This window comes from Aeromonas sp. 1805, from assembly GCF_013085525.1.
GTDB classification, from domain to species: domain Bacteria; phylum Pseudomonadota; class Gammaproteobacteria; order Enterobacterales; family Aeromonadaceae; genus Aeromonas; species Aeromonas hydrophila.
The window spans coordinates 441,114-461,420 of the sequence record NZ_CP038515.1 but is presented as its reverse complement, the minus strand read 5'-3'; the positions used below and the strand labels follow the sequence as shown (position 1 = coordinate 461,420).

Here is a 20,307-nt window from a genome sequence, read left to right as displayed (position 1 = left end):
TGAATGGCAGAAGTATCAGTCAAACAACTTGCCACTGACATCGACACACCGGTTGATCGTCTTCTCCAGCAGTTTGTCGATGCCGGTATCAGCAAGAGCAAGGCCGACGACATGGTCAGCGAGTCTGAGAAACAGACACTGCTGGCCCATCTGAAGAAACAGCATGGAGGTGACGAGGTCGCCGCACCTGCCCGCATGACCTTGCAGCGCAAGACCAAGAGCACCATCAGTGTTCAGGGGACTGGCGGCAAGAACAAGGAAGTGCAGGTAGAAGTGCGCAAGTCTCGCACCTATGTAAGACGTTCGGCGCTGGAAGATGAACAGCGCCAGGCGGAAGCCGAGGAAACAGCGCGTTTGGAAGCAGAAGAAAAAGCTCGTCGCGAGGCCGAAGAGAAGGCCCGTCTCGACGCTGAAGAGAAGGCTCGCCGTGAGGCTGAGCAAGCTCGTCGTGAAGCTGAGGAAAAGGCGCGGATCGAGGCACAACAAAAGGCTCGACAGGCTCAACAGCCCGCCAAAGCAGCCGGTAGCACAGCTCAGCAAGAGGCAGAAAAGATGGCCAAGCGCGAAGCAGAAGAACTGAAGCGCCAACAAGAACAAGCAGCCTTGACCAAGGCTGAGGAACTCGCCGCGAAGAAAGCCGAAGAGGCTCGTGTCATGGCGGAACAGAACGCAGCCCGCTGGGCTGAAGAAGAAGCCGCTCGCGCCAAAGAGAGCAGCGATTACCATCTGACCACCAACAAGCACGCTCAGGCGGCTGAAGATGAGTTGGATCGTAAGGAAGAGACCAGCCGCCGCACTGCCGCTGCTGCCAAGGGCCCGAAAAAGGCCGGTCGTCGTGAAGACGATCGCGATGCGCGCAACCCGCGTGCTCGCAAGGGCAAGCGTGGCAAGGTTGCCACTCCGAACGCCATGAAGCACGGCTTCAACAAGCCGGCTGCCGCGGTGAACCGCGACGTGGTGATCGGCGAGACCATCACTGTGGCCGACCTGGCCAACAAGATGGCCGTCAAGGGCGTTGAAGTCATCAAGGTGATGATGAAGATGGGGGCCATGGCCACCATCAACCAGGTGATCGACCAGGAGACCGCTCAGCTGGTCGCCGAGGAAATGGGTCACAAGGTGGTGCTGCGCCGCGAGAACGAGCTGGAAGAGGCGGTACTGTCCGATCGTGACGAGACCTCCGAAGCCAAGCCGCGCGCGCCGGTCGTGACCATCATGGGTCACGTTGACCACGGCAAGACCTCGCTGCTGGACTACATCCGTAAAGCCAAGGTTGCCGCGGGCGAAGCCGGTGGTATTACCCAGCATATCGGTGCTTACCACGTCGAAACCGACAGTGGCATGATCACCTTCCTGGATACCCCGGGTCACGCGGCGTTTACCTCCATGCGTGCTCGTGGTGCCAAGGCGACCGATATCGTGGTGCTGGTCGTTGCTGCCGATGATGGCGTGATGCCGCAAACCATCGAAGCCATCCAGCACGCCAAGGCCGCTGAAGTGCCCTTGGTGGTGGCGGTCAACAAGATCGACAAGCCGGAAGCGGATCCGGATCGCGTCAAGACCGAGCTGGCCCGTTACAACGTCATGTCCGAAGACTGGGGTGGCGATTGCCAGTTCGTCCATGTCTCCGCCAAATCCGGCCAGGGCATTGATGACCTGCTGGAAGCCATCCTGATCCAGTCCGAAGTACTGGAGCTGAAAGCCGTGGTTGACGGCATGGCCAACGGCGTCGTGATCGAGTCCTTCCTGGACAAGGGGCGTGGCCCGGTTGCTACCGTGCTGGTACAAGAAGGTACCCTGCGTCAGGGCGATATCGTGCTGTGCGGCCTGGAATATGGTCGTGTCCGTGCCATGCGTGACGAGCTGGGTCGCGAGATCAAGGAAGCGGGTCCGTCCCTGCCGGTGGAAATCCTCGGCCTGTCCGGCGTTCCCTCTGCCGGTGACGAAGCCACCGTCGTGCGTGACGAGAAGAAAGCCCGTGAAGTGGCGCTCTACCGTCAAGGCAAGTTCCGCGAAGTCAAGCTGGCTCGCCAGCAGAAGGCCAAGCTGGAAAACATGTTCGCCAACATGACCGAGGGCGAAGTGTCCGAAGTGAACGTGGTGATCAAGGCCGACGTACAGGGTTCCGTGGAAGCGATTTGCGATGCCCTGGTCAAGCTCTCCACCGACGAAGTGAAGGTGAAGATCGTGGGTTCCGGCGTGGGTGGTATCACCGAGACCGACGCTACCCTGGCTGCCGCGTCCAGCGCCATCCTGGTGGGCTTCAACGTCCGTGCCGATGCCTCTGCACGCAAGGTCATCGAGGCCGAGAGCCTGGATCTGCGTTACTACTCCGTCATCTATGACCTGATCGACGAAGTGAAGCAGGCCATGAGCGGCATGCTGGCCCCCGAGTACCGTCAGGAAATCATCGGTCTGGCCGAAGTGCGCAGCGTGTTCAAGTCACCGAAGTTTGGTGCCGTGGCCGGCTGTATGGTCACCGAGGGTGTGGTCAAGCGTTCCAACCGTATTCGCGTTCTGCGCGACAACGTGGTTATCTATGAAGGCGAGCTGGAATCCCTGCGTCGCTTCAAAGATGACGTCAACGAAGTCAAGAACGGCTACGAGTGTGGTATCGCGGTCAAGAACTACAACGACGTACGCGAAGGCGACCAGATCGAAGTTTACGAGACCGTTGAAATTCAACGGACTCTGTAAGGCTGGAGTCAGATTAAATAGGGGGCCGCGGCCCCCTTTTATCGCAGGATAGAATATGGCCAGAGAATTTAGCCGGACCCGTCGGGTCGGACAGCAGATCCAGCGTGAAATCGCGCTCATTCTGCAGCGCGAGGTCAAGGATCCGCGCATCGGCATGGTGACCGTTTCCGATGTGGAAGTGTCCCGTGACCTCAATTACGCCAAGGTGTATGTCACCTTCTTGCAGCTGGAAAATGATGCCGAGCGCATCAAGGAAGGGCTCAAGGCGCTGACGGAAGCCGCTGGCTACATCCGCAGCCTGCTGGGCAGCGCCATGCGCCTGCGCGTGGTGCCCGAGCTGCGTTTCTTCTACGACCAGACCCTGGTCGAGGGGATGCGTCTCTCCAACCTGGTGACCAACACCATCCGTGAAGACAAGCGTCGCATGGCCGAATCCGGTCGTGAAGAAGACGATGCCGCGCCGGATGAAACTACTGAGGATAACGCCTGAGATGTCTCGTAGACGTCGTTTCAAGGGCCGTGACGTGCACGGTATCCTGCTGCTGGACAAGCCGACCGGGCTGACCTCCAACGATGTGTTGCAGAAGGTCAAGCGGATCTACAACGCCGCCAAGGCCGGCCACACCGGCGCCCTGGACCCGCTGGCAACCGGCATGCTGCCGATCTGCCTCGGCGAAGCCACCAAGTTCTCCCAGTATCTGCTGGAAGCGGACAAGCGCTACGAGGTGACCGCCAAGCTGGGTGAGCGCACCAATACCAGCGACTCCGATGGCGAGGTGGTCTCCACCCGGCCGGTGAACGTGGCCGTGGGTACCCTGATCGAGTCGCTGGACCAGTTCCGCGGCCCCATCATGCAGGTGCCGTCCATGTACTCCGCCCTCAAGCACAACGGTCGCCCGCTCTACGAGTACGCCCGTGAAGGCATAGAGATCGAGCGGGAAGCCCGCCCCATCACTGTGTTCGAGCTCAAGCTCATCAGCTTTGAAGGGGACGAGGTCAAGCTGGAGGTGCACTGCAGCAAGGGCACCTACATCCGCTCCCTGGTGGACGATCTGGGGGAGGTGCTGGGCTGCGGCGCGCACGTCACCCAGTTGCGCCGTACCCAGGTGGCCAGCTACCCCTATGAGCGGATGCTGACCCTGGAACAGCTCGAGTGCATCTTCGAGCAGGCCAAGGCCGAAAGCATTCCGCCGCGCGAGCAGCTGGATCCGCTGCTGCTGCCGATGGACACCGCCGTGGCAAGCCTGCCCGAGGTGAACATGCTGGCCGCCGTAGCCGCCTATGTGAACCAGGGCCAGGCCGTGCAGGTCGCCGGAGCGCCGCAGAGCGGTCAGGTGCGCATGACGGTCGGCCCGGAGCGCGAGTTCATCGGCGTGGGCGAGATCGACGACGAGGGGCGCGTGGCGCCCAAGCGTCTGGTGCGTTATCACGACGAACACGACGAGGAGTGATCCTCAGGCGGTATCGTCGCGTGTTGGCCGTTGTGGCTCTTTCCCGTTGCGAAAAGTGACGGGGACGATTATGATACCGCCCTCATTTCACGGCTGAATTAGAGATTGGCTGTGAACCTTTAAACACTCTACTGGAGTAATACCATGTCTCTAAATGCTGAGATCAAAGCTCAAATCGTTGCTGACAACGCTCGTTGCGCCAACGACACTGGCTCCCCCGAAGTGCAAGTTGCCCTGCTGACTGCCCAGATCAACCATCTGCAAGGTCACTTCAAGGAGCACTCCAAGGATCACCACGGTCGTCGCGGTCTGCTGCGCATGGTTTCCCAGCGTCGTAAGCTGCTGGACTACCTGAAGCGTAAAGACGTTCAGCGTTACGCTGCTCTGATCGCCAAGCTGGGTCTGCGTCGTTAATCGACCATCAGATTTCGCGAAAAAGGGGAACCTCCGGGTTCCCCTTTTTTATTGCGCGTCAGGCTGTTGCCGCCCTCACAGAATTTGTGTCGCTGCTTACCTTTTGCATCGAATCAAGTATACTTGCACGCGAATTTAAAGCGCCAAATTGTAAAAAGGAAATTCACGTGAATCCTATTGTAAAGTCATTCCAGTACGGTCAACACACCGTCACTCTGGAAACCGGAGTGATGGCCCGTCAAGCCACTGCGGCCGTCATGGTCAGCATGGACGATACCTGCGTATTTGTGACCGTAGTTGGCAAGAAAGAGGCCGATCACGGCCGTGATTTCTTCCCGCTGACCGTCAACTACCAGGAGCGTACCTATGCTGCTGGTCGTATCCCGGGTGGTTTCTTCCGTCGTGAAGGCCGTCCGAGCGAAGGCGAGACCCTGATCTCCCGTCTGATCGACCGTCCTATTCGTCCGCTGTTCCCGGAAGGCTTCCTCAATGAGGTTCAGGTGGTTGCCACCGTCATGTCCGTGAACCCGGCCGTTTCTCCCGACATCGTTGCCATGATCGGTGCCTCCGCGGCGCTGGCCATCTCCGGTATCCCGTTTGGCGGCCCGATCGGTGCAGCCCGCGTGGGTTACATGAACGGTCAGTACGTGCTGAACCCGACCACTACCGAACTGCCGCAGAGCGATCTGGACCTGGTAGTTGCCGGTACCGCCAACGCCGTGCTGATGGTTGAATCCGAAGCGGCCATCCTCTCCGAAGAGGTGATGCTGGGTGCCGTGGTATTCGGTCACGAGCAGATGCAGGCCGTTATCAACGCCATCAACGAATTCGCTGCCGACGTCGGCACCAAGCCGTGGAACTGGACTGCTCCTGCCGTCAACGAAGCGCTGAAAGCCAAGGTTGCCGAGCTGGCGACAGCCGAGCTGGGTGAAGCCTACCGCATCACCGAGAAAGCCGTGCGTTACGAAACCATCGGTGCCATCAAGGCTCGCGTGGTTGAGCAGGTGATTGCTTCCGGCGTGGAAGAAGATGCCAAGAAGATCGGCGAAGAGTTCCACAGCCTGGAAAGCCGCATCGTCCGTGGCCGCGTCGTCCGTGGCGAGCCGCGCATCGATGGTCGCGATCCGGAGATGATCCGCGCCCTGTCCGTCGCCACCGGCGTACTGCCGCGTGCCCACGGCTCCGCCCTGTTCACCCGTGGTGAGACTCAGGCCATGGTCGTTGCCACCCTGGGTACCGAGCGTGACGCCCAGAACATCGACGAGCTGACCGGCAACCGCGCCGATCGCTTCATGCTGCACTACAACTTCCCGCCATACTGCGTCGGTGAGACCGGCATGATGGGTAGCCCGAAGCGTCGTGAAATCGGTCACGGTCGTTTGGCCAAGCGCGGCGTTGCTGCCGTGATGCCGAGCGCCGACGAGTTCCCGTACGTGGTACGCGTGGTGTCTGAAATCACCGAATCCAACGGCTCCTCCTCCATGGCCTCCGTCTGTGGTTCCTCCCTGGCGCTGATGGACGCCGGTGTGCCGATCAAGGCCTCCGTTGCCGGTATCGCCATGGGTCTGGTGAAGGAAGAAGAAGGTTTCGTCGTGCTGTCCGACATCCTGGGTGACGAAGATCACCTGGGCGACATGGACTTCAAGGTTGCCGGTACCACCGAAGGTGTGACCGCACTGCAGATGGACATCAAGATCGAAGGCATCACCAAAGAGATCATGGAGATTGCCCTGAAGCAAGCTCGTGGTGCTCGCCTGCACATCCTGAAAGTGATGGACGAAGCCATCCAGGCACCGCGTGCCGAGATCTCCGATTTCGCCCCGCGCATCCACACCATCAAGATCAACCCGGAGAAGATCAAGGACGTCATCGGTAAAGGTGGCTCCGTGATCCGCGCCCTGACCGAGGAGACCGGCACCAACATCGAGCTGGATGATGACGGTACCGTCCGCATCGCCGCCGTTGACGGTGATGCCGCCAAGGAAGCGATCCGCCGTATCGAGGCCATCACCGCTGAGATCGAAGTGAACCGCATCTACGAAGGCAAGGTTGTACGTCTGGCTGACTTCGGTGCCTTCGTCAACATCCTGCCGGGCAAAGATGGTCTGGTGCACATCTCCCAGATCACCGATGCACGCGTGCAGAACGTGGCCGACTATCTGAAGATCGGTGACGTGGTGAAGGTGAAGGTACTGGAAGTGGACCGTCAGGGCCGCGTGCGTCTCTCCATCAAGGAAGCGAACGCCCCGACCGAAGCCGCAGCCGAGCCGGCTGTTGCCGCCGTCGAAGAGCCGGCCGCCGAATAAGCCGCCGAGCCGTGAAAAAGCCGACCTCAGGGTCGGCTTTTTTTATATTTGCGGCTTGATGTTGTCTCTTTTGAGACCTCTTGTTATAACGAAAGGCTTCCCGCGCGACGGGTAACAAGGAGCAGTATAATGTCGTGGGCCCTCCTCAGGCAGTTTCCTCCCCTGGTCTGGACCGTGATCCTGGGCACCTTCATGGTGCGCACCAGCTATTACATGGTTTGGCCGTTTCTCTCCATCTTGCTCTATCGGGAGTATGGCCTCTCGGCGACCGCCATCGGCGCCATGCTGGGGGCGACTGCGGCCATCTCCACCCTGGTCAGCTTCTATGGCGGCTGGTTGTCCGACAAGCTGGGGCGGCGCAACATCCTGCTGGCGGGTTGTCTGGTCTCGGTGCTCTGCTACGGCCTGCTCGGCTTCTCCCATTCGGTGTTCTGGCTCGGACTCGGGGTACTCGGCAGCGGCCTCTCCTCCGGGCTCATCGATGCGCCCGGCAAGGCGCTGATGGCCGACAGCCTGGCCTCGGCCAAGGCCCGCGAGCTGGCGCTGCACCTGCGTTATTTCCTGCTCAACCTGGGGGCGGCTCTCGGTCCCCTGCTGGGGGTGACCCTCGGTATCAGTGCCCAGCAGCAGACCTTCCTGCTGCTCAGTGGCAGCTACCTGCTGCTGGGGGCTGCCTTCCTCTGGGGATTTGCGCAAAGCAGGGTAGTGGCGACCCACGGCAGCGAGTTGGGCTTGCGTGCGGCCATCAAGGTGCTGTGGCTGGACCGTGGCTTCTTGCTGCTGGTACTGGCCAACCTGCTGATGAACCTGGTCTATTCCCAGTTCCACTCACCGCTGGTGCAGTATCTGACTAGGGCCGGGACGCCAGAGGTAGCGAGCCTCATCGCCCTTCTGGTGGCCACCAACGCCCTGACCGTGGTCTTGCTGCAATTCCCGCTGCTGCATCTGCTCGCCCGCTGGCCCGGCAAGGTGCGCCTGCAGGTCGGCATCACCCTGTTTCTGGGGGCTCAGGTGCTGTTTGCGCTGGGGGATCCGCAGCAGTGGTCGCACTGGGTCGGGGCAGTACTGATGCTGAGCGTGGGGGAGACCATACTGTTTCCGCTGCTCAACGTGCTGATCGATCAGATGTCGCCCCCGCATCTGAAGGGGAGCTACTTCGGTGCCGGTGCGCTGGCCGGGCTGGGTGGTGCCCTCGGTGCTCTACTGGGGGGCTGGATCCTTGCCGTGTGGGGCGGTCAGGCGCTCTACATGCTGATGGCGGTGCTCTGCCTGTTTACCTTCCTGCTCTATGAGTGGGGCGCCCGCATTGCGCGCCCGGAACGGATTCGGGTCAGGCAGGATTGAACCTCAGTGGGTACTGTTCTGGTTGACCTGCTTCATCGCTTTCTTGGCGGCGTACATGCGCTCGTCGGCCAGCCGGATCAGGCTGTTGCCCTCGTCGAACTGGACCGGCCCGGTCTGTACCAGACCGATGCTGAGGGTGACGTCACTGATCTGCTCGGCCAGCGCGTTGGTCAGCCGCTGCAGGTAGACGTCTCTGGCCTGCTCCTCGTTGCAGTTGGGCAGGATCAGGCAGAACTCGTCCCCGCCATAACGGAAACAGCAATCCTCTGCTCGTGAGACCTTGCGAATGCAGTCGCCGACGATGCGCAGGATCTCGTCCCCGCGCTGATGGCCCTGGCTGTCGTTGATCTGCTTGAAGTCGTCGATGTCGAGATAGGCGATGACCACCGGCTCTGAGCGGCGCTGGCAGGTACGCAGAGTGCGGGTCAGGTTCTCCTGCAGATGGCGCACGCTGAGCAGGCCGGTGAGGGCATCGGTCCGGCTCATCTCCTCCAGCTGCTGGGTGCGCTCGCGCACCTTCTCCTCCAGTGACTTGGCGTAGATCTCCGATTTCTCCTTGGAGGACTCGATCTCCGACACCAGGCTGCGAATATAGGTCTCGAACACCAGGGTGATGTCGAACAGGAACAGCTTGTCGAGGGCGGTCAGCATGGTGATGCGGTCCGGCTCATGGTCTATCTGGGTGAAGATATCCTCGATGAGCAGCCCCTTGAGGGTGTTGATGGCAGCCAGATAGAGCTTGGGCTCCACTCCAATCCGCTTGTGCACCAGCCCGATCCGCAGCCGGTTGTTGACGTATTCCAGGTCGTACAGGCCGCTGAACAGGTCGAGAATGTAGCGGCGCTGGGCGGCCCGCAGCCGGGTGAGGGTGTCGGCGTCACCGATCAGCAGGGCAATTTCGGTGATCCCGGTCTGCAGGGTGTAAAACTTGTCGACCAGGGCGTCGATGTGGGGCTCGATTTTGGGACGGTAGCTGGCGAGCAGGGCGAAATCCCGTTCATCCAGCAGCAACAGCTCCTTGCGATGAGCGATTTCGAACTCGGTGATCCGCATTTGTTCCAGCAGAGTCTGTTCGGTTGGATTCATGGCAGTTCCCTGAACGAAAATGAAAGCGCGCACGTTGTTATCTAACTGACAGTGTAGACATTAACAGCTGTGAACAGGTTTTCAAATGGCGCAGGATTGTTGCAGATCAATGCCTGCGCCCGGTTCTCGCACCGCTAGAAGGTCAACACCTTGTCGGCCGCCAGTGTCCACTGGGCCAGCAGCGGCAGGGTGCCGATCTCGATCCCCTCGATGAGCGGCAGCGTCGTGATGCCACGGGCATCGGTACAGGTCTTGCAAAGGCGGATGCTGATCCCCTGAGCCAGCAGGATCTCCAGCATCTGGCGCAGATTGTAGCCCTCGGCCGGGGCCTGGCCCGCCAGTGCGGCGCTGACCGCATCTGACATCAGAAACAGTTTCAGGTTGGCACCGCCCTGTTCGCGCAGGGCGATGGCCAGGCGCAGGGCATTGAACAGGGATTCGCTGCCATAGGGGGCGCCGTTGGCGATGATGACAATCTCTTGATTCATAACAGACTCCTTGATGAAAGTAGCCATTGTAGGCCCATCGGTACCCCGTTGGCGTGATGTCGCACAAACTCTGTCGTAGCGGTTTGCCCGCGCCTTGACCCGGCCGGCCGAGTACGGTCTGATAGGCGGCCATCAAACATGACAGGGGAACGAGGTCGTTATGTGGAAGGTTATCGGAATGAGCATGCTGCTGTTGGCCGGCCAGGCCTATGGCAGTGAGGCCGTTGGCTGCAAGGCGCGCCAGCAGGCCGTCAAGGATCAGCTGGTGTTTGCCAAGGCACACGACAATGCGGATCAGGTCGCCGGGCTGGAGCGGGCCCTGCGCAATATCGAGACTCACTGCACCGACGCCGGCCTGTTCAAGGAGCAGCAGCAGCGGGTGGCCGAGCTCAAGGAGCAGGTCAACGAACGGTTGGTCGAACTGCAAAACGCCAGGGTAACGGGCAAGCCCGACAAGATCGCCAAGAAGCAGGCCAAGCTGGAAGAGGCCCAGACCAAGCTGCTGGCCGCCCAGCGCGAGCTGGATGCCCTGAGCAAGTTGATCAAACCCTGACTCATTGATGAAAAAAGAAGCCGGCGCAGTCCGGCTTCTTTTTTATCTCATGTTTCACTCCGGGCTGGCTCAGCCGCCACGCCGACCCACCATGTCGGCTGGCACCACCCAGGCATCGAACTGCTGCGCCGTCAGGTGGCCGGAGGCGATGGCCGCCTCCCGCAGGCTGAGCCCTTCATGGTGGGCCCGCTTGGCGATCTCTGCCGCCTTGTCATAGCCGATATGGGGGTTGAGCGCCGTCACCAGCATCAGGGAGCGGGCCAGCAGCTCGTCGATTCGGGGCTGGTTCGGGGTGATGCCGACGGCGCAGTGGTCGTGGAAGCTCTGCATGCCGTCCGCCAGCAGCCGCACGCTCTGCAGGAAGTTGTGGGCGATCATCGGCCTGAACACGTTGAGCTCGAAATTGCCGCTGGCACCGCCGATGTTGATGGCCACGTCGTTGCCCATCACCTGGGCGCACAGCATGGTGAGTGCCTCGCACTGGGTCGGATTGACCTTGCCGGGCATGATGGAGGAGCCTGGCTCGTTTTCCGGGATGAGCAGCTCCCCCAGCCCGCTGCGGGGGCCGCTCGCCAGCCAGCGCACGTCGTTGGCGATCTTCATGAGGGAGGCGGCCAGCGTCTTGAGGGCGCCGTGGCCATGCACCAGGGCATCGCTCGCTGCCAGCGCCTCGAACTTGTTGGGGGCGCTTATCAGCGGCAGGCCGGTCTGCTCGGCCAGGGTGGCGGCCACCGCGTCGGCGAAGCCGGGCGGGGTGTTGAGGCCGGTGCCGACGGCGGTGCCTCCCAGCGCCAGCTCACACAGATGGGGCAGGGCGGCCCGGATATGGCGCTCCCCCTGCTCGAGCTGGGCGACCCAGCCGGAGAACTCCTGCCCCAGGGTGAGCGGGGTGGCATCCTGCAGATGGGTGCGGCCTATCTTGACGATGTCGTCGAAGGCCGCCGCCTTGCCGGCCAGGGTGGTGCGCAGGGTCGCCAGGGCGGGCAGCAGGTGCTGGGTGAGGGTGGTGACTGCGGCCAGGTTCATGGCGCTCGGGAAGACGTCGTTGCTCGACTGGCTCTTGTTCACCTCGTCGTTGGGGTGCACCAGTCGCCCCTCGCCACGGGTGCCGCCGAGCAGCTCGCTGGCCCGGTTGGCCAGCACCTCGTTGAGGTTCATGTTGGTCTGGGTGCCGGAGCCGGTCTGCCATACCCGCAGCGGGAACTCCTCATCATGCTGGCCGCACAGGATCTCGTCGGCGGCGCTCATGATGGCCTGCGCCGTGCGGGCGGGCAGCAGCCCGTTGGCGTGGTTGACCCGGGCACAGGCTGACTTGATGCGGGCCAGGGCGTGGATCAGCGCCATCGGCTGGCGTTCGCCGGAGATGTCGAAGTGTTGCAGGGAGCGCTGGGTCTGGGCCCCCCACAGCCGATCGGCCGGCACGGCGATCGCGCCGAAGCTGTCGTGTTCAGTCCTGCTCTTCATCTCATCCTCCCTTCATTGCGAAAAAAGGGGCGACATCCTGCGCCCCTGTGGGTTTTCAACCGGTCAGCACCATTCAGCCGCGCGGGCGAAACGGCGTCAGCTCGGCCAGCGGTGCGGCCGTGCTGAACTCCTGGGTGGTCTCGGCGTGCTTGAAGATTTTGAAACCTTCGCCGCGGGCGCTCCAGTATTCGATGTGCTCACCACTGACCTGGAGCAGGCTTGCCTCGCGCAGGGCCACCACGTGTTCGCTCGGGTTGATGGAGCAGAACTCGGCCAGGCGCTCGTCGCGGGTCTCCCCCATGTGGCCGCTGATGCTGGCATCCAGATAGTGCGGGTTGATCTGCAGCGGGAACAGCCCCAGCGCAGGCAGCACGGCGGCGCTGCAGACCGGCATGTCGTTGGTGGTGCGGATGCTGGGGGTCGCCACGTTGCAACCTGCGCTCCAGCCCACATAGGGCACGCCCCGCTCGCGCACGGCGCGCTGGATGGGCACCACCAGGCCGTTTTCGTGCAGCAGCTGGTTGAGGCGCCAGGTGTTGCCGCCGCTGATGAAGATGGCGTCGGCATGGTTGATCGCGTCCACCGGGTCATCGAACTGATGGATGCTGATGGCCTCCACCCCCAGGCTCTCGCTGAGCTCCAGGGCGCGGGCATCCCAGTCGCTGCGGATCACCGCGTAGGGGATGAGCAGGATGCGCTTGACCTGTTTGCGGGCGAGCAGGGTCTGCACCCGATCCCGGGCCCAGCCGAGCAGGCCCGGGCATTCGGTGGCTTTGCCGTTGCTGAGAAGAAGCAGTTCCATGAAGCGTGTCCTCGATAAGTGAAAGCGCGAAGAGGTCACCGGCCCCAGGCCGGGTGACGGAAGCCCCCATTCTAGCCCGATCGCTGCTCGGGTTCTGTGATCGATGGCGCCATGTACCCTGATGAGGCCGTTTTTTGACCGCCAGATGCAACAAACCCCGGCATGCCGGGGTTTGTTGTTGCAGCGGATGGGTCAGCTGGCGCTGGCCGGAGCAATCTGGAATTCGGGCTGCTGGCGCAGCTTCCACAGCTCAATCCACTTGCGGATGGCCGACACCAGGATGACGGCGCCCAGCCCCAGCATCAGCAGCGAGATGCCGCCGTTGAGCAGGTTGTAGCCCTTGGCTTCGGGGTTGAAGTAGACGTGGCTGACCATCCAGTAACCGGCGTAGTTGACGGTGACGAACAGGTAGGCCAGCGGGATCAGGCAGGTCAGCATGTAGCGGCGCTTGCTGGCCAGTCGCAATATGATGGTGGCACCTATGATCAGGCCCACCGAGGCCATCAGCTGGTTGGAGACCCCGAACAGCGCCCACACAGATCCGATATCACCGGACATCAGCAGATACCCCCACATCACGCAGGCGAGCACGCTGGCGCCGATGGCACCCGGCATCCAGTCAATGCGCTTGAGGGGCGGGTAGAACTCGCCGAAGAAGTCCTGAATGAGGTAGCGGGAGACCCGGGTGCCGGAGTCGACGGCGGTCAGGATGAACACCGCTTCAAACATCACCACGAACTGGAAGAAGTAGGAGGCGAGGTTACTGAACCAGGGCACCTTGGTGAAGATGTAGGACATGCCCACCGCCAGGGTGACGGCGCCGCCGGTGCGACCGTTCAGATCCATGCCGATCTCCTGGGAGAGGAACGGCAAGTCCACCACCTGCATCCCCAGTTTGGCGAAGGCCTCCGGGGTGGCGTTGATGGCGAAGTAGTCCGCCGGGTGCAGGGCGGTGGCGGCGATCAGCGCCATCACGCCCACCACGCACTCGGCCAGCATGGCACCGAAGGCGACCGGCAGGATGTCGCTCCACTTGTCCACCAGTTTCGGGGTGGTGCCTGAGCCGATGAAGGCGTGGAAGCCGGAGATGGCGCCACAGGCGATGGTGATGGAGATGAAGGGCCAGACCGGGCCACCCAGTACCGGGCCGCCGCCGTGGACGAACTGGGTCATGGCGGGGAACTGGATTTCCGGGTTGATGCAGATGACGCCGATCACCAGGGCGCCAAATACGCCGATTTTCATGAAGCTGGAGATATAACCGCGCGGGGTGAGCAGCAGCCAGACCGGCAGGGCGGTGGCGAAGAAGGCGTAGATGGGCAGCGCCAGACTGATGGTCTCGGCACGCAGGGTCAGCCAGGCACCGAAGGCGCTCTCCTGCACGTAGGGGCCGAAGAAGACGCAGGCCAGCACGGCGATGAAGCCCACCCAGGAGGCGGCTTGCAGGTTGCCGGTGAGCTTGTGCCAGATCCCCACCACCATGGAGATGGGGATGGTCATGAACACAGCGAACACGCCCCAGGCGTTACGCTCCAGCGCGTGTACCACCACCATGGAGAGACCCGCCATTGTGATGGTGATGATGAACAGCATCGCCAGACCCGTGCACCAGCCGGCGATGGGGCCGAGCTCGGCCTTGGCCACCTCGGAGAGGGACTTGCCCTGATGCTTCATGGAGGCGAACAGCACGACTGTGTCGTGCACCGCGCCGCCGATGACGCAGCCGATCAGCAGCCAGAGAAAGCTCGGCAAGTAGCCGTACTGGGCGGCCAGGACCGGGCCCACCAGCGGGCCGGCGGCGGCGATGGCCGCGAAGTGCTGGCCGAAGTTGACCCACTTGTTGGTCGGCACATAGTTTTTGCCATCTTCCAGCTGGTGGGAGGGGGTGACCAGCTTGTCGTCGGCCATCAGCACCTTGCGCACAAAGAACACGCCGTAGAGGCGATAGGCGATGGCGAGGATGCAGAGGGCCGCAATGACGAAGGTGATTGCGTGTTGCATGACGGAGTTTCCTTTTCCTGCGGCCAATCCGGCCGGGCTCAGGCTGCACTTTACGCAGGCGGCAGGGAAAGGGGAGCGCAGAAAAGGTCAGTGGCCGGGTTCTGCCCGCGAGCGGTAGAAAAGCGGCCCCGAGTGGTTTGAAGGGTAAGCCGGCGGGCGTGGCAAGCGGGTGAGCGGTAGCCGGCAGAGCAGGAGCGGGGGGAGTGGCCCTCCCCTCAGGGGATCTCCAGCAGCTCCTTGAGGGGCTTGAGGTAGCGGCGGCTCACCGGCACCTTGTGGCCGCCCTGGGTCACCACTTCCGCCAGCCCGCCGTCCAGCAGCAGGATCTCGCGGATCTGGCCGGGGTTGAGCAGGTATTGGCGGTGACAGCGCACGAAGCCGGTCTTCTCCTCCAGAGTGCGCAGGGTCAGCTCGGTGGTGCCCTGCTGCTGGGCGCTCACCACCTTGTTGCCGGCCAGATCGCTGTGGACGAACTCCACCTCGCCAAGGGGCAGCAGCAGAATGCGGTTGTGGCCGCTGCAGGGGATGCTGCGCAGGGGCTGGGCGATGCGGGTCGGATCCGGCAGCAGCTGGCCTGCCAGCTCACCTTTTGGCGAAAGCAGCCGCTGGATGCGCTCCAGTGCCTTGTTCATCCGCTCTGCCGTGACCGGCTTGAGCAGGTAGTCGAGGGCGTTCTCCTCGAACGCGCGCAGGGCAAACTCGTCGTAGGCGGTGATGAAGACGATGTGGGGGCGCAAGTCCGGGTCCAGCATGCTCACCAGCTCCAGCCCGCTGATGCGCGGCATCTGGATGTCGAGAAACAGCAGGTCGGGTTTGAGGCGGTGAATGGCGGGCAGCGCCTCCATGGCATGGGCACACTCCCCCAGCAGGCGGATGTTGCCCGCCTGCTCCAGCAGCAGCCGCAGCTCCTCGCGGGCGAGGGGTTCATCGTCGACGATAAGGGCGGTCAGCATGGGTTCTCCTGCAGGGGAAGGGTGATCCTCACCCGGGTGGATTGATGGGGCTCGCAGTGAATGGTGACCCCGTACTCGGCGCCGTAACGGGCCTTGATGCGCCGGTCCACTATGTTCATGCCAAGGCCGCTCTCCTCCCGTTTGGCCTGATAGAGGCCGGCGTTGTCACAGACCTCCAGCACCAGCTGCTCGCCCTCCTGCCGCGCCGTCAGGGTGAGCCGGCCGGGCTCGAACATCTGGGAGATGCCGTGCTTGATGGCGTTCTCGACGATGGGCTGCAGGGAGAAGGTGGGCAGCCGGTACTCCAGCAGCGGATCGGGGATGTCGATCTGCACGCTCAGGTGCTCGGCGAAGCGGGCCTGCTCGATGTGCAGGTAGGCGTTCACGTGCTCCAGCTCGTCGGCCAGGGTCACCTCGTCCCCCTGGCGCTTGAGGTTCTTGCGAAAGAAGGTGGAGAGGTGATGCACCAGGGTGCGGGCATCCTCGGGGTCGCGCCGGATCACCGCCGCCAGGGTGTTGAGGGCGTTGAACAGGAAGTGCGGGTTGATCTGCGCCTGCAACAGCTTGATCTCCGACTGGGCCAGCAGCCGCTTCTGCTCGTTGTACTTGCTGGCCAGGATCTGGCCGGAGAGCAGCCGGGCGATCCCTTCCCCCAGGGTGCGGTTGATGGAGGAGAAGAACTTGCGCTTGGGCTCGTAGAGCTTGATGGTGCCCACCACCGACCCCTCTTCCCCCCGCAGCGGAATGACCAGCGAGGAGCCGAGCCGGCACTGGGGATGCAGGTTGCAGCTGTAGGGGATGAGGTTGCCGTCGGCATAGACCACCTCGTTGTGCTGGATCGCCTTGAAGGTGTGGGCCGAGTTGATGGCGGTGCCCGGCAGGTGGTGATCCTCGCCGATGCCGATGAAGGCGAGCAGTTTCTCCCGATCGGTGATGGCCACCGCGCCCACTCCGGTCTCCTCGTAGAGGATGCGCACCATCTGCTGGCACGCTTCCTGGGTGAAGCCCTTGTCCAGCACCCGCATCGCCCGCTCGGCAATCTTGAGGGCGCGGGCGGAGAAGGCGACCGAGTACTTCTCCAGCATGGCGCGGTGATCGAGGATCATCCGCATGAACATGGCGGCCCCCAGCGTATTGGCCACCAGCATGGGAGCGATGATGTTCTCGATGAGGTGGACGGCGTCGTCATACGGGCGGGCCACCAGCAAGATGATCCCCATCTGCATCAGCTCGGCGACGAGGGCCACAGATCCCACCACCCAGGGGCTGAACAGCAGGTCGAGCCGGTGGCGGGCGACGAAGTGGCGGTGCACCAGGCCGCCGAGCAGCCCCTCGGCGATGGTGGAGAAGGTGCAGGCGAGCGCGGTAAAGCCCCCCAGCGAGTAGCGATGGATGCCGCCGGTCAGCCCCACCAGCAGCCCCACCACAGGGCCACCGACGATGCCTCCCAGCACGGCGCCGATGGCGCGGGTGTTGGCGATGGAGTCCTCGACTCTCAGGCCAAAGTAGGTACCCATCACGCAGAAGCCGGAGAAGATGAGGTAGCAGAGGATCTTGTGGGGCCAGCTCAGGGTCACCTGAGTGAGCGGCATGAACAGCGGCGTCTTGGAGAGCAGCCAGGCGATCACCAGATAGACGCACAGCTGCTGGAAGAGAGATATCACGAGCGCGAATTGTTCGAAAGCCACGGCACACTATCTCGAAAGGGGATGCTCATCCAATGGACGCGGAGTATTAGCAAACCCCGATTTGCGCTGCAAGCCGCGGGCGCCGGAATAGCGCGCCTGCGCACAGATTTGCCGGCACCCTGAGCCAAAGGCATCCCCTGTGCGGCCGATGGGGGATGGCCATAGGCCCGGCAAGTGGGTCACTCTCCCGGCCCGGCTCAGGGGCCTGGATTAGTGGCTTGGCTCAGGGGGCTGAATGGACGTTTGCATAGAGCAGCATCAGCTCAGCCAGGGAATCGACCTCGAGGCGTTTCATCAGGCTGGCGCGGCACACCTCGACGGTGCGCACCGAAATGCAGAGATCCTGCGCAATCTGCTGGTTCTTGTGGCCCCGGGCGATGAGTTGCAGCAGCTGGTGCTCGCGCGGGGTGAGCCGCCGGTAGGCGGCCAGCTGGGCGAAACGGGTGGCCGCGCTCAGGGTCGCCTGCTCGGCCCGGCCGATGGCGGCGAGCAAGGGGGCCAGCTGCACCGGCTTTTGCAAGAAATCCACCGCCCCCTGCTTGAGGGACTCCACCGCCAGCGGCACCTCGCCGTGGCCGGTGAGAAACAGGATGGCGATGGGGCTCTGGGCCGCCTTCAGCCGCTGCTGTACCTCGGGGCCCGACAGTCCCGGCATGCGGCAGTCGAGGATGAGGCAGGCGGGCTGGTGCAGGTCGACCTCGGTTAGAAAGCGCTCACCATCGGCAAAGCTGAACAGCGGCCGTTCGTCGCAGCTCTCCAGCATGAAGCGCAGGGAGTCGAGCACGGCCTCGTCGTCGTCGACCAGATAGAGCGGGGGGCGGGAGGGGGACGTCATCTCAGTTCCTCGGGATGTCGGTGGATGAAGGGAGGGGTTCGGGTGGTGGCACGGGCAGGATGACCCGGGCCAGGCAGCCTTGGGGGCTCAGGTTCTCCAGGGTTAACTGGCCGCGATGGCTCTCGACCACCTCCCGGCAGATGGCCAGCCCCAGCCCCATGCCATCCGGCTTGTCGCTGTAAAACGCCTGCTGCAGTTCGGTGGCGGGGACCCTCAGGCCGGCGCCGTTGTCGCGGATCTCCAGCAGCAACCTCTGCGCCTCGAAGGCGATCAGCAGCTCGACCCGGGCAGGCGCCTGTGCCGGTGTCTGCGTAGGGGGGTGAGCAGGAGAGTGAACAGCAGCGTGGGCCCTCTTCACCGCACTCTTCGCTACACTCTGCGCCGCACTCTTCGCTGCACTCTCGGCGCCATTCTTGATGAGGTTGACCAGCAACTGCTCCATCCCGGTGCCATCCAGAGGCAGCCGGCGCGGCTGGCCCCGCCAGTGCAGGGAGAAGGCGACGTCGAGGGGCGCCAGCATCTGCTCCAGCAGGGGGCGCAACTCCGCCACCAGGGTGGGCAGATCGCAAGGATCGAAGCGGGGAGGGCGCTTTTGCAGCCTGGCCCTGAGCCGGTTGACGGTCTGGGTGATGCGCTGGACCTGGAGCCCTATCTGCTCCAGGGCCTGACGCAGGGAGGCCTGGGCGGCAGACTGGGCCGGATCCTGTGCCAATTTGTCCAGTCGCAACAAGGCCCCCTGGCTGTAGTTGGCGATGGCGCTGAGGGGCTGATTGATCTCGTGGGCCACGTTGGCGCCCAGCTCGCCCAGTTCGGCGAGCCGTCTGGCCTGTGCCAGCTGGCGTCCCTTCTGCTCGAGCTGGTGGCGGGCTTTGAGCAGCCGGTGCTGGCTGCGGTTGAACAGGTATTGCAGCAGCAGGTGGTGGCCCCCCAGCAGCAGTACCAGCGCCAGGGCGCCCCAGCCCCACTGCTGATGCTGGCGCAGCCAGTGCCAGGCCGCTTGCCACCAGGGGCCCTGCAGCGGGTGGCGATCCATCGCCTTGAGCAGGCGGTCGATGGCGAGCTCGCTGGTGGGTACGGTCCAGCCCGCCGAATCGGCGGCGATGGCCGCCTCGCTATCAGCGGGCAGACCGTACAGCGCACGGGTCACCGTCAGCGCCAGGGCGGGGGAGGCCCGCTCTGTCTTGGCGAAGGACCAGTTGGGGTAGAGCCGGGTCGAGCTCTGGCAGCCAAAGCCGGCCGGCGCCTGATCGTCCAGCACCCGATATGCCCCCCTGGGGACCTTGCCTTCCCGCTCCATGCGCTCGAGCTGACACACCGGCACGATGGCGGCGGCCACCTCACCTGCCGCCAGCCGCTCGATGAGCCGGTCCAGCGGAAAGCCGGTGAACTGCACGGTGGAGAAGAAGTGCTCCAGCCTGACCCCCTGTTCGCCCGCCTCGAAGCGATAGGCGAGGTAGCCGCCGAAGGCGTTCTCCGAAACGGCGGCGACCGCTTGCCCCTCGAGGTCACGCCAGTGTCGGTAGGGGGCTGGGGCGGGCACCACCAGCGCCGCTCCGATGGCGAGGTTGTCCCCCCCGGCCGGGCTCTTGAGGGTAGCGAGCCAAGCCAGCGGGTACTGGCGCGCCAGACTCACCGACTGGCCAGGGTTGGTGATGACGAAATCGAGGTGCTCGCGGGCGACGGCCTCGGCCAGTTCATCGAGCCCCAGCGGATGCAGCACGAAGCGATGGCCGGGCACGCGCTGTGCCAGCCAGCGCAGCAGCGGTTGCCACTGGGCTCTCGCCAAGGCCGGGCCGCGGGTGGCCAGCACGCCGATGCGTATCGGCTCGGCCAAGGCCTGCACCGGCGTGGCCTGGGATGGGGCGGATTCCTGTCGGGCCGGCGCTGGCAAAGAGGGAGTCAGGGCGGCCTGCACCCGCAGCGGCAGGGCTGACAGGGCGAGCCAGAGCAGCAGGCTGAGCAGGGGCAAGGGAACTGGGGCGTGCAGGGGGCTCTCCTCTCGGTGCAAAGGGGGCAGTCTATCACCGGGGCGCGCGCTTGCACGCGAACGGGGCCGGGAGGGGCGGCAAACGCCGCCCCGGTCACAGTTCAGCAGGGCTGGGGTATTTTTTATTGCGCTGGATCAACCCGGCTCCCGGTATGTGGAAAACCACAATAGAGGCGACTTCCTGCGTTGAGGACAATCGGCCCAACCCCTTTCAAGCCAGCTCAGCAGAAGGAAAGAC

General features: G+C 63.3%; 16 protein-coding genes. 7 read left to right on the top strand and 9 right to left on the bottom strand.

Annotated elements, in window-relative coordinates:
* Positions 1-3: 3 nt before the first annotated feature.
* The 6 genes from infB to E5E96_RS02005 all read left to right on the top strand — a co-directional run bounded on the left by infB (position 4) and on the right by E5E96_RS02005 (position 8,212).
* A complete protein-coding gene (gene infB / locus E5E96_RS02030; RefSeq protein WP_016351718.1) occupies positions 4-2,697 on the top strand; it encodes a translation initiation factor IF-2 in 2,694 nt (897 codons plus the stop codon).
* Between the two features lie 55 nt (positions 2,698-2,752).
* Positions 2,753-3,187, top strand: coding sequence for a 30S ribosome-binding factor RbfA (gene rbfA, locus E5E96_RS02025; protein WP_011707073.1), 435 nt, complete (start codon positions 2,753-2,755; stop codon positions 3,185-3,187).
* A gap of 1 nt (position 3,188) precedes the next feature.
* The gene (gene truB, locus E5E96_RS02020) at positions 3,189-4,148 is read left to right on the top strand and encodes a tRNA pseudouridine(55) synthase TruB (RefSeq protein ID WP_016351717.1); all 960 of its coding nucleotides are present in this window, start codon (positions 3,189-3,191) and stop codon (positions 4,146-4,148) included.
* Between the two features lie 144 nt (positions 4,149-4,292).
* The gene (gene rpsO / locus E5E96_RS02015) at positions 4,293-4,562 is read left to right on the top strand and encodes a 30S ribosomal protein S15 (RefSeq protein WP_005298162.1); all 270 of its coding nucleotides are present in this window, start codon (positions 4,293-4,295) and stop codon (positions 4,560-4,562) included.
* 167 nt (positions 4,563-4,729) lie between these two features.
* A complete protein-coding gene (gene pnp / locus E5E96_RS02010) occupies positions 4,730-6,868 on the top strand; it encodes a polyribonucleotide nucleotidyltransferase (RefSeq protein WP_011707071.1) in 2,139 nt (712 codons plus the stop codon).
* Between the two features lie 48 nt (positions 6,869-6,916).
* Positions 6,917-8,212: an MFS transporter gene (locus E5E96_RS02005; protein WP_301271278.1), complete on the top strand. Its 1,296-nt coding sequence runs from the start codon at positions 6,917-6,919 to the stop codon at positions 8,210-8,212.
* 3 nt (positions 8,213-8,215) lie between these two features.
* Here the strand turns inward: E5E96_RS02005 and E5E96_RS02000 are convergent, their stop codons facing one another.
* Together E5E96_RS02000 and E5E96_RS01995 are read right to left on the bottom strand one after the other, a co-directional pair.
* Positions 8,216-9,298, bottom strand: coding sequence for a protoglobin domain-containing protein (locus E5E96_RS02000; protein ID WP_016351715.1), 1,083 nt, complete (start codon positions 9,296-9,298; stop codon positions 8,216-8,218).
* Between the two features lie 134 nt (positions 9,299-9,432).
* On the bottom strand, positions 9,433-9,786 hold the full coding sequence (locus E5E96_RS01995) for a DsrE/DsrF/TusD sulfur relay family protein (RefSeq protein ID WP_029304279.1): 354 nt from the start codon (positions 9,784-9,786) through the stop codon (positions 9,433-9,435).
* A 178-nt stretch (positions 9,787-9,964) separates the two neighbouring features.
* On the opposite strand from E5E96_RS01995, the gene E5E96_RS01990 reads away from it, so the two are divergent.
* Positions 9,965-10,339 (top strand): DUF1090 domain-containing protein, encoded by a 375-nt coding sequence (locus tag E5E96_RS01990; RefSeq protein WP_076360417.1) that lies wholly within the window; start codon positions 9,965-9,967, stop codon positions 10,337-10,339.
* A gap of 69 nt (positions 10,340-10,408) precedes the next feature.
* Here E5E96_RS01990 and fumC read toward each other — a convergent pair whose 3' ends face one another.
* The 7 genes from fumC to E5E96_RS01955 all read right to left on the bottom strand — a co-directional run bounded on the left by fumC (position 10,409) and on the right by E5E96_RS01955 (position 20,051).
* The gene (fumC, locus tag E5E96_RS01985; RefSeq protein ID WP_171281460.1) at positions 10,409-11,803 is read right to left on the bottom strand and encodes a class II fumarate hydratase; all 1,395 of its coding nucleotides are present in this window, start codon (positions 11,801-11,803) and stop codon (positions 10,409-10,411) included.
* Between the two features lie 73 nt (positions 11,804-11,876).
* Positions 11,877-12,605: a dipeptidase PepE gene (gene pepE, locus E5E96_RS01980; protein ID WP_171281459.1), complete on the bottom strand. Its 729-nt coding sequence runs from the start codon at positions 12,603-12,605 to the stop codon at positions 11,877-11,879.
* 192 nt (positions 12,606-12,797) lie between these two features.
* Positions 12,798-14,606 carry a carbon starvation protein A gene (locus E5E96_RS01975; protein WP_171281458.1) on the bottom strand — a complete coding sequence of 603 codons (1,809 nt, stop codon included), beginning with the start codon at positions 14,604-14,606 and terminating at the stop codon, positions 12,798-12,800.
* Positions 14,607-14,821: 215 nt separating this feature from the next.
* Entirely contained in the window at positions 14,822-15,559 is a 738-nt protein-coding gene (gene btsR, locus E5E96_RS01970) for a two-component system response regulator BtsR (protein WP_171281457.1), read from the bottom strand.
* Positions 15,553-17,247 carry a sensor histidine kinase gene (locus tag E5E96_RS01965; RefSeq protein WP_171281456.1) on the bottom strand — a complete coding sequence of 565 codons (1,695 nt, stop codon included), beginning with the start codon at positions 17,245-17,247 and terminating at the stop codon, positions 15,553-15,555. The genes btsR and E5E96_RS01965 overlap by 7 nt, the downstream gene beginning before the upstream one ends.
* A 223-nt stretch (positions 17,248-17,470) precedes the next feature.
* Positions 17,471-18,082: a response regulator transcription factor gene (locus E5E96_RS01960; RefSeq protein WP_171281455.1), complete on the bottom strand. Its 612-nt coding sequence runs from the start codon at positions 18,080-18,082 to the stop codon at positions 17,471-17,473.
* Between the two features lies 1 nt (position 18,083).
* Positions 18,084-20,051, bottom strand: coding sequence for a PhnD/SsuA/transferrin family substrate-binding protein (locus E5E96_RS01955; protein ID WP_171281454.1), 1,968 nt, complete (start codon positions 20,049-20,051; stop codon positions 18,084-18,086).
* Between the last annotated feature and the right edge of the window lie 256 nt (positions 20,052-20,307).

Bases quoted from the DNA above. Each gene is read 5' to 3' on its own strand.
- fumC (WP_171281460.1), bottom strand. From the start codon at position 11,803: ATGAAGAGCAGGACTGAACACGACAGCTTCGGCGCGATCGCCGTGCCG.
- pepE (WP_171281459.1), bottom strand. From the start codon at position 12,605: ATGGAACTGCTTCTTCTCAGCAACGGCAAAGCCACCGAATGCCCGGGC.
- E5E96_RS01990 (WP_076360417.1), top strand. From the start codon at position 9,965: ATGAGCATGCTGCTGTTGGCCGGCCAGGCCTATGGCAGTGAGGCCGTT.
- btsR (WP_171281457.1), bottom strand. From the start codon at position 15,559: ATGCTGACCGCCCTTATCGTCGACGATGAACCCCTCGCCCGCGAGGAG.
- truB (WP_016351717.1), top strand. From the start codon at position 3,189: ATGTCTCGTAGACGTCGTTTCAAGGGCCGTGACGTGCACGGTATCCTG.
- E5E96_RS01960 (WP_171281455.1), bottom strand. From the start codon at position 18,082: ATGACGTCCCCCTCCCGCCCCCCGCTCTATCTGGTCGACGACGACGAG.
- E5E96_RS01995 (WP_029304279.1), bottom strand. From the start codon at position 9,786: ATGAATCAAGAGATTGTCATCATCGCCAACGGCGCCCCCTATGGCAGC.
- rpsO (WP_005298162.1), top strand. From the start codon at position 4,293: ATGTCTCTAAATGCTGAGATCAAAGCTCAAATCGTTGCTGACAACGCT.
- E5E96_RS01975 (WP_171281458.1), bottom strand. From the start codon at position 14,606: ATGCAACACGCAATCACCTTCGTCATTGCGGCCCTCTGCATCCTCGCC.
- rbfA (WP_011707073.1), top strand. From the start codon at position 2,753: ATGGCCAGAGAATTTAGCCGGACCCGTCGGGTCGGACAGCAGATCCAG.
- infB (WP_016351718.1), top strand. From the start codon at position 4: ATGGCAGAAGTATCAGTCAAACAACTTGCCACTGACATCGACACACCG.
- E5E96_RS02000 (WP_016351715.1), bottom strand. From the start codon at position 9,298: ATGAATCCAACCGAACAGACTCTGCTGGAACAAATGCGGATCACCGAG.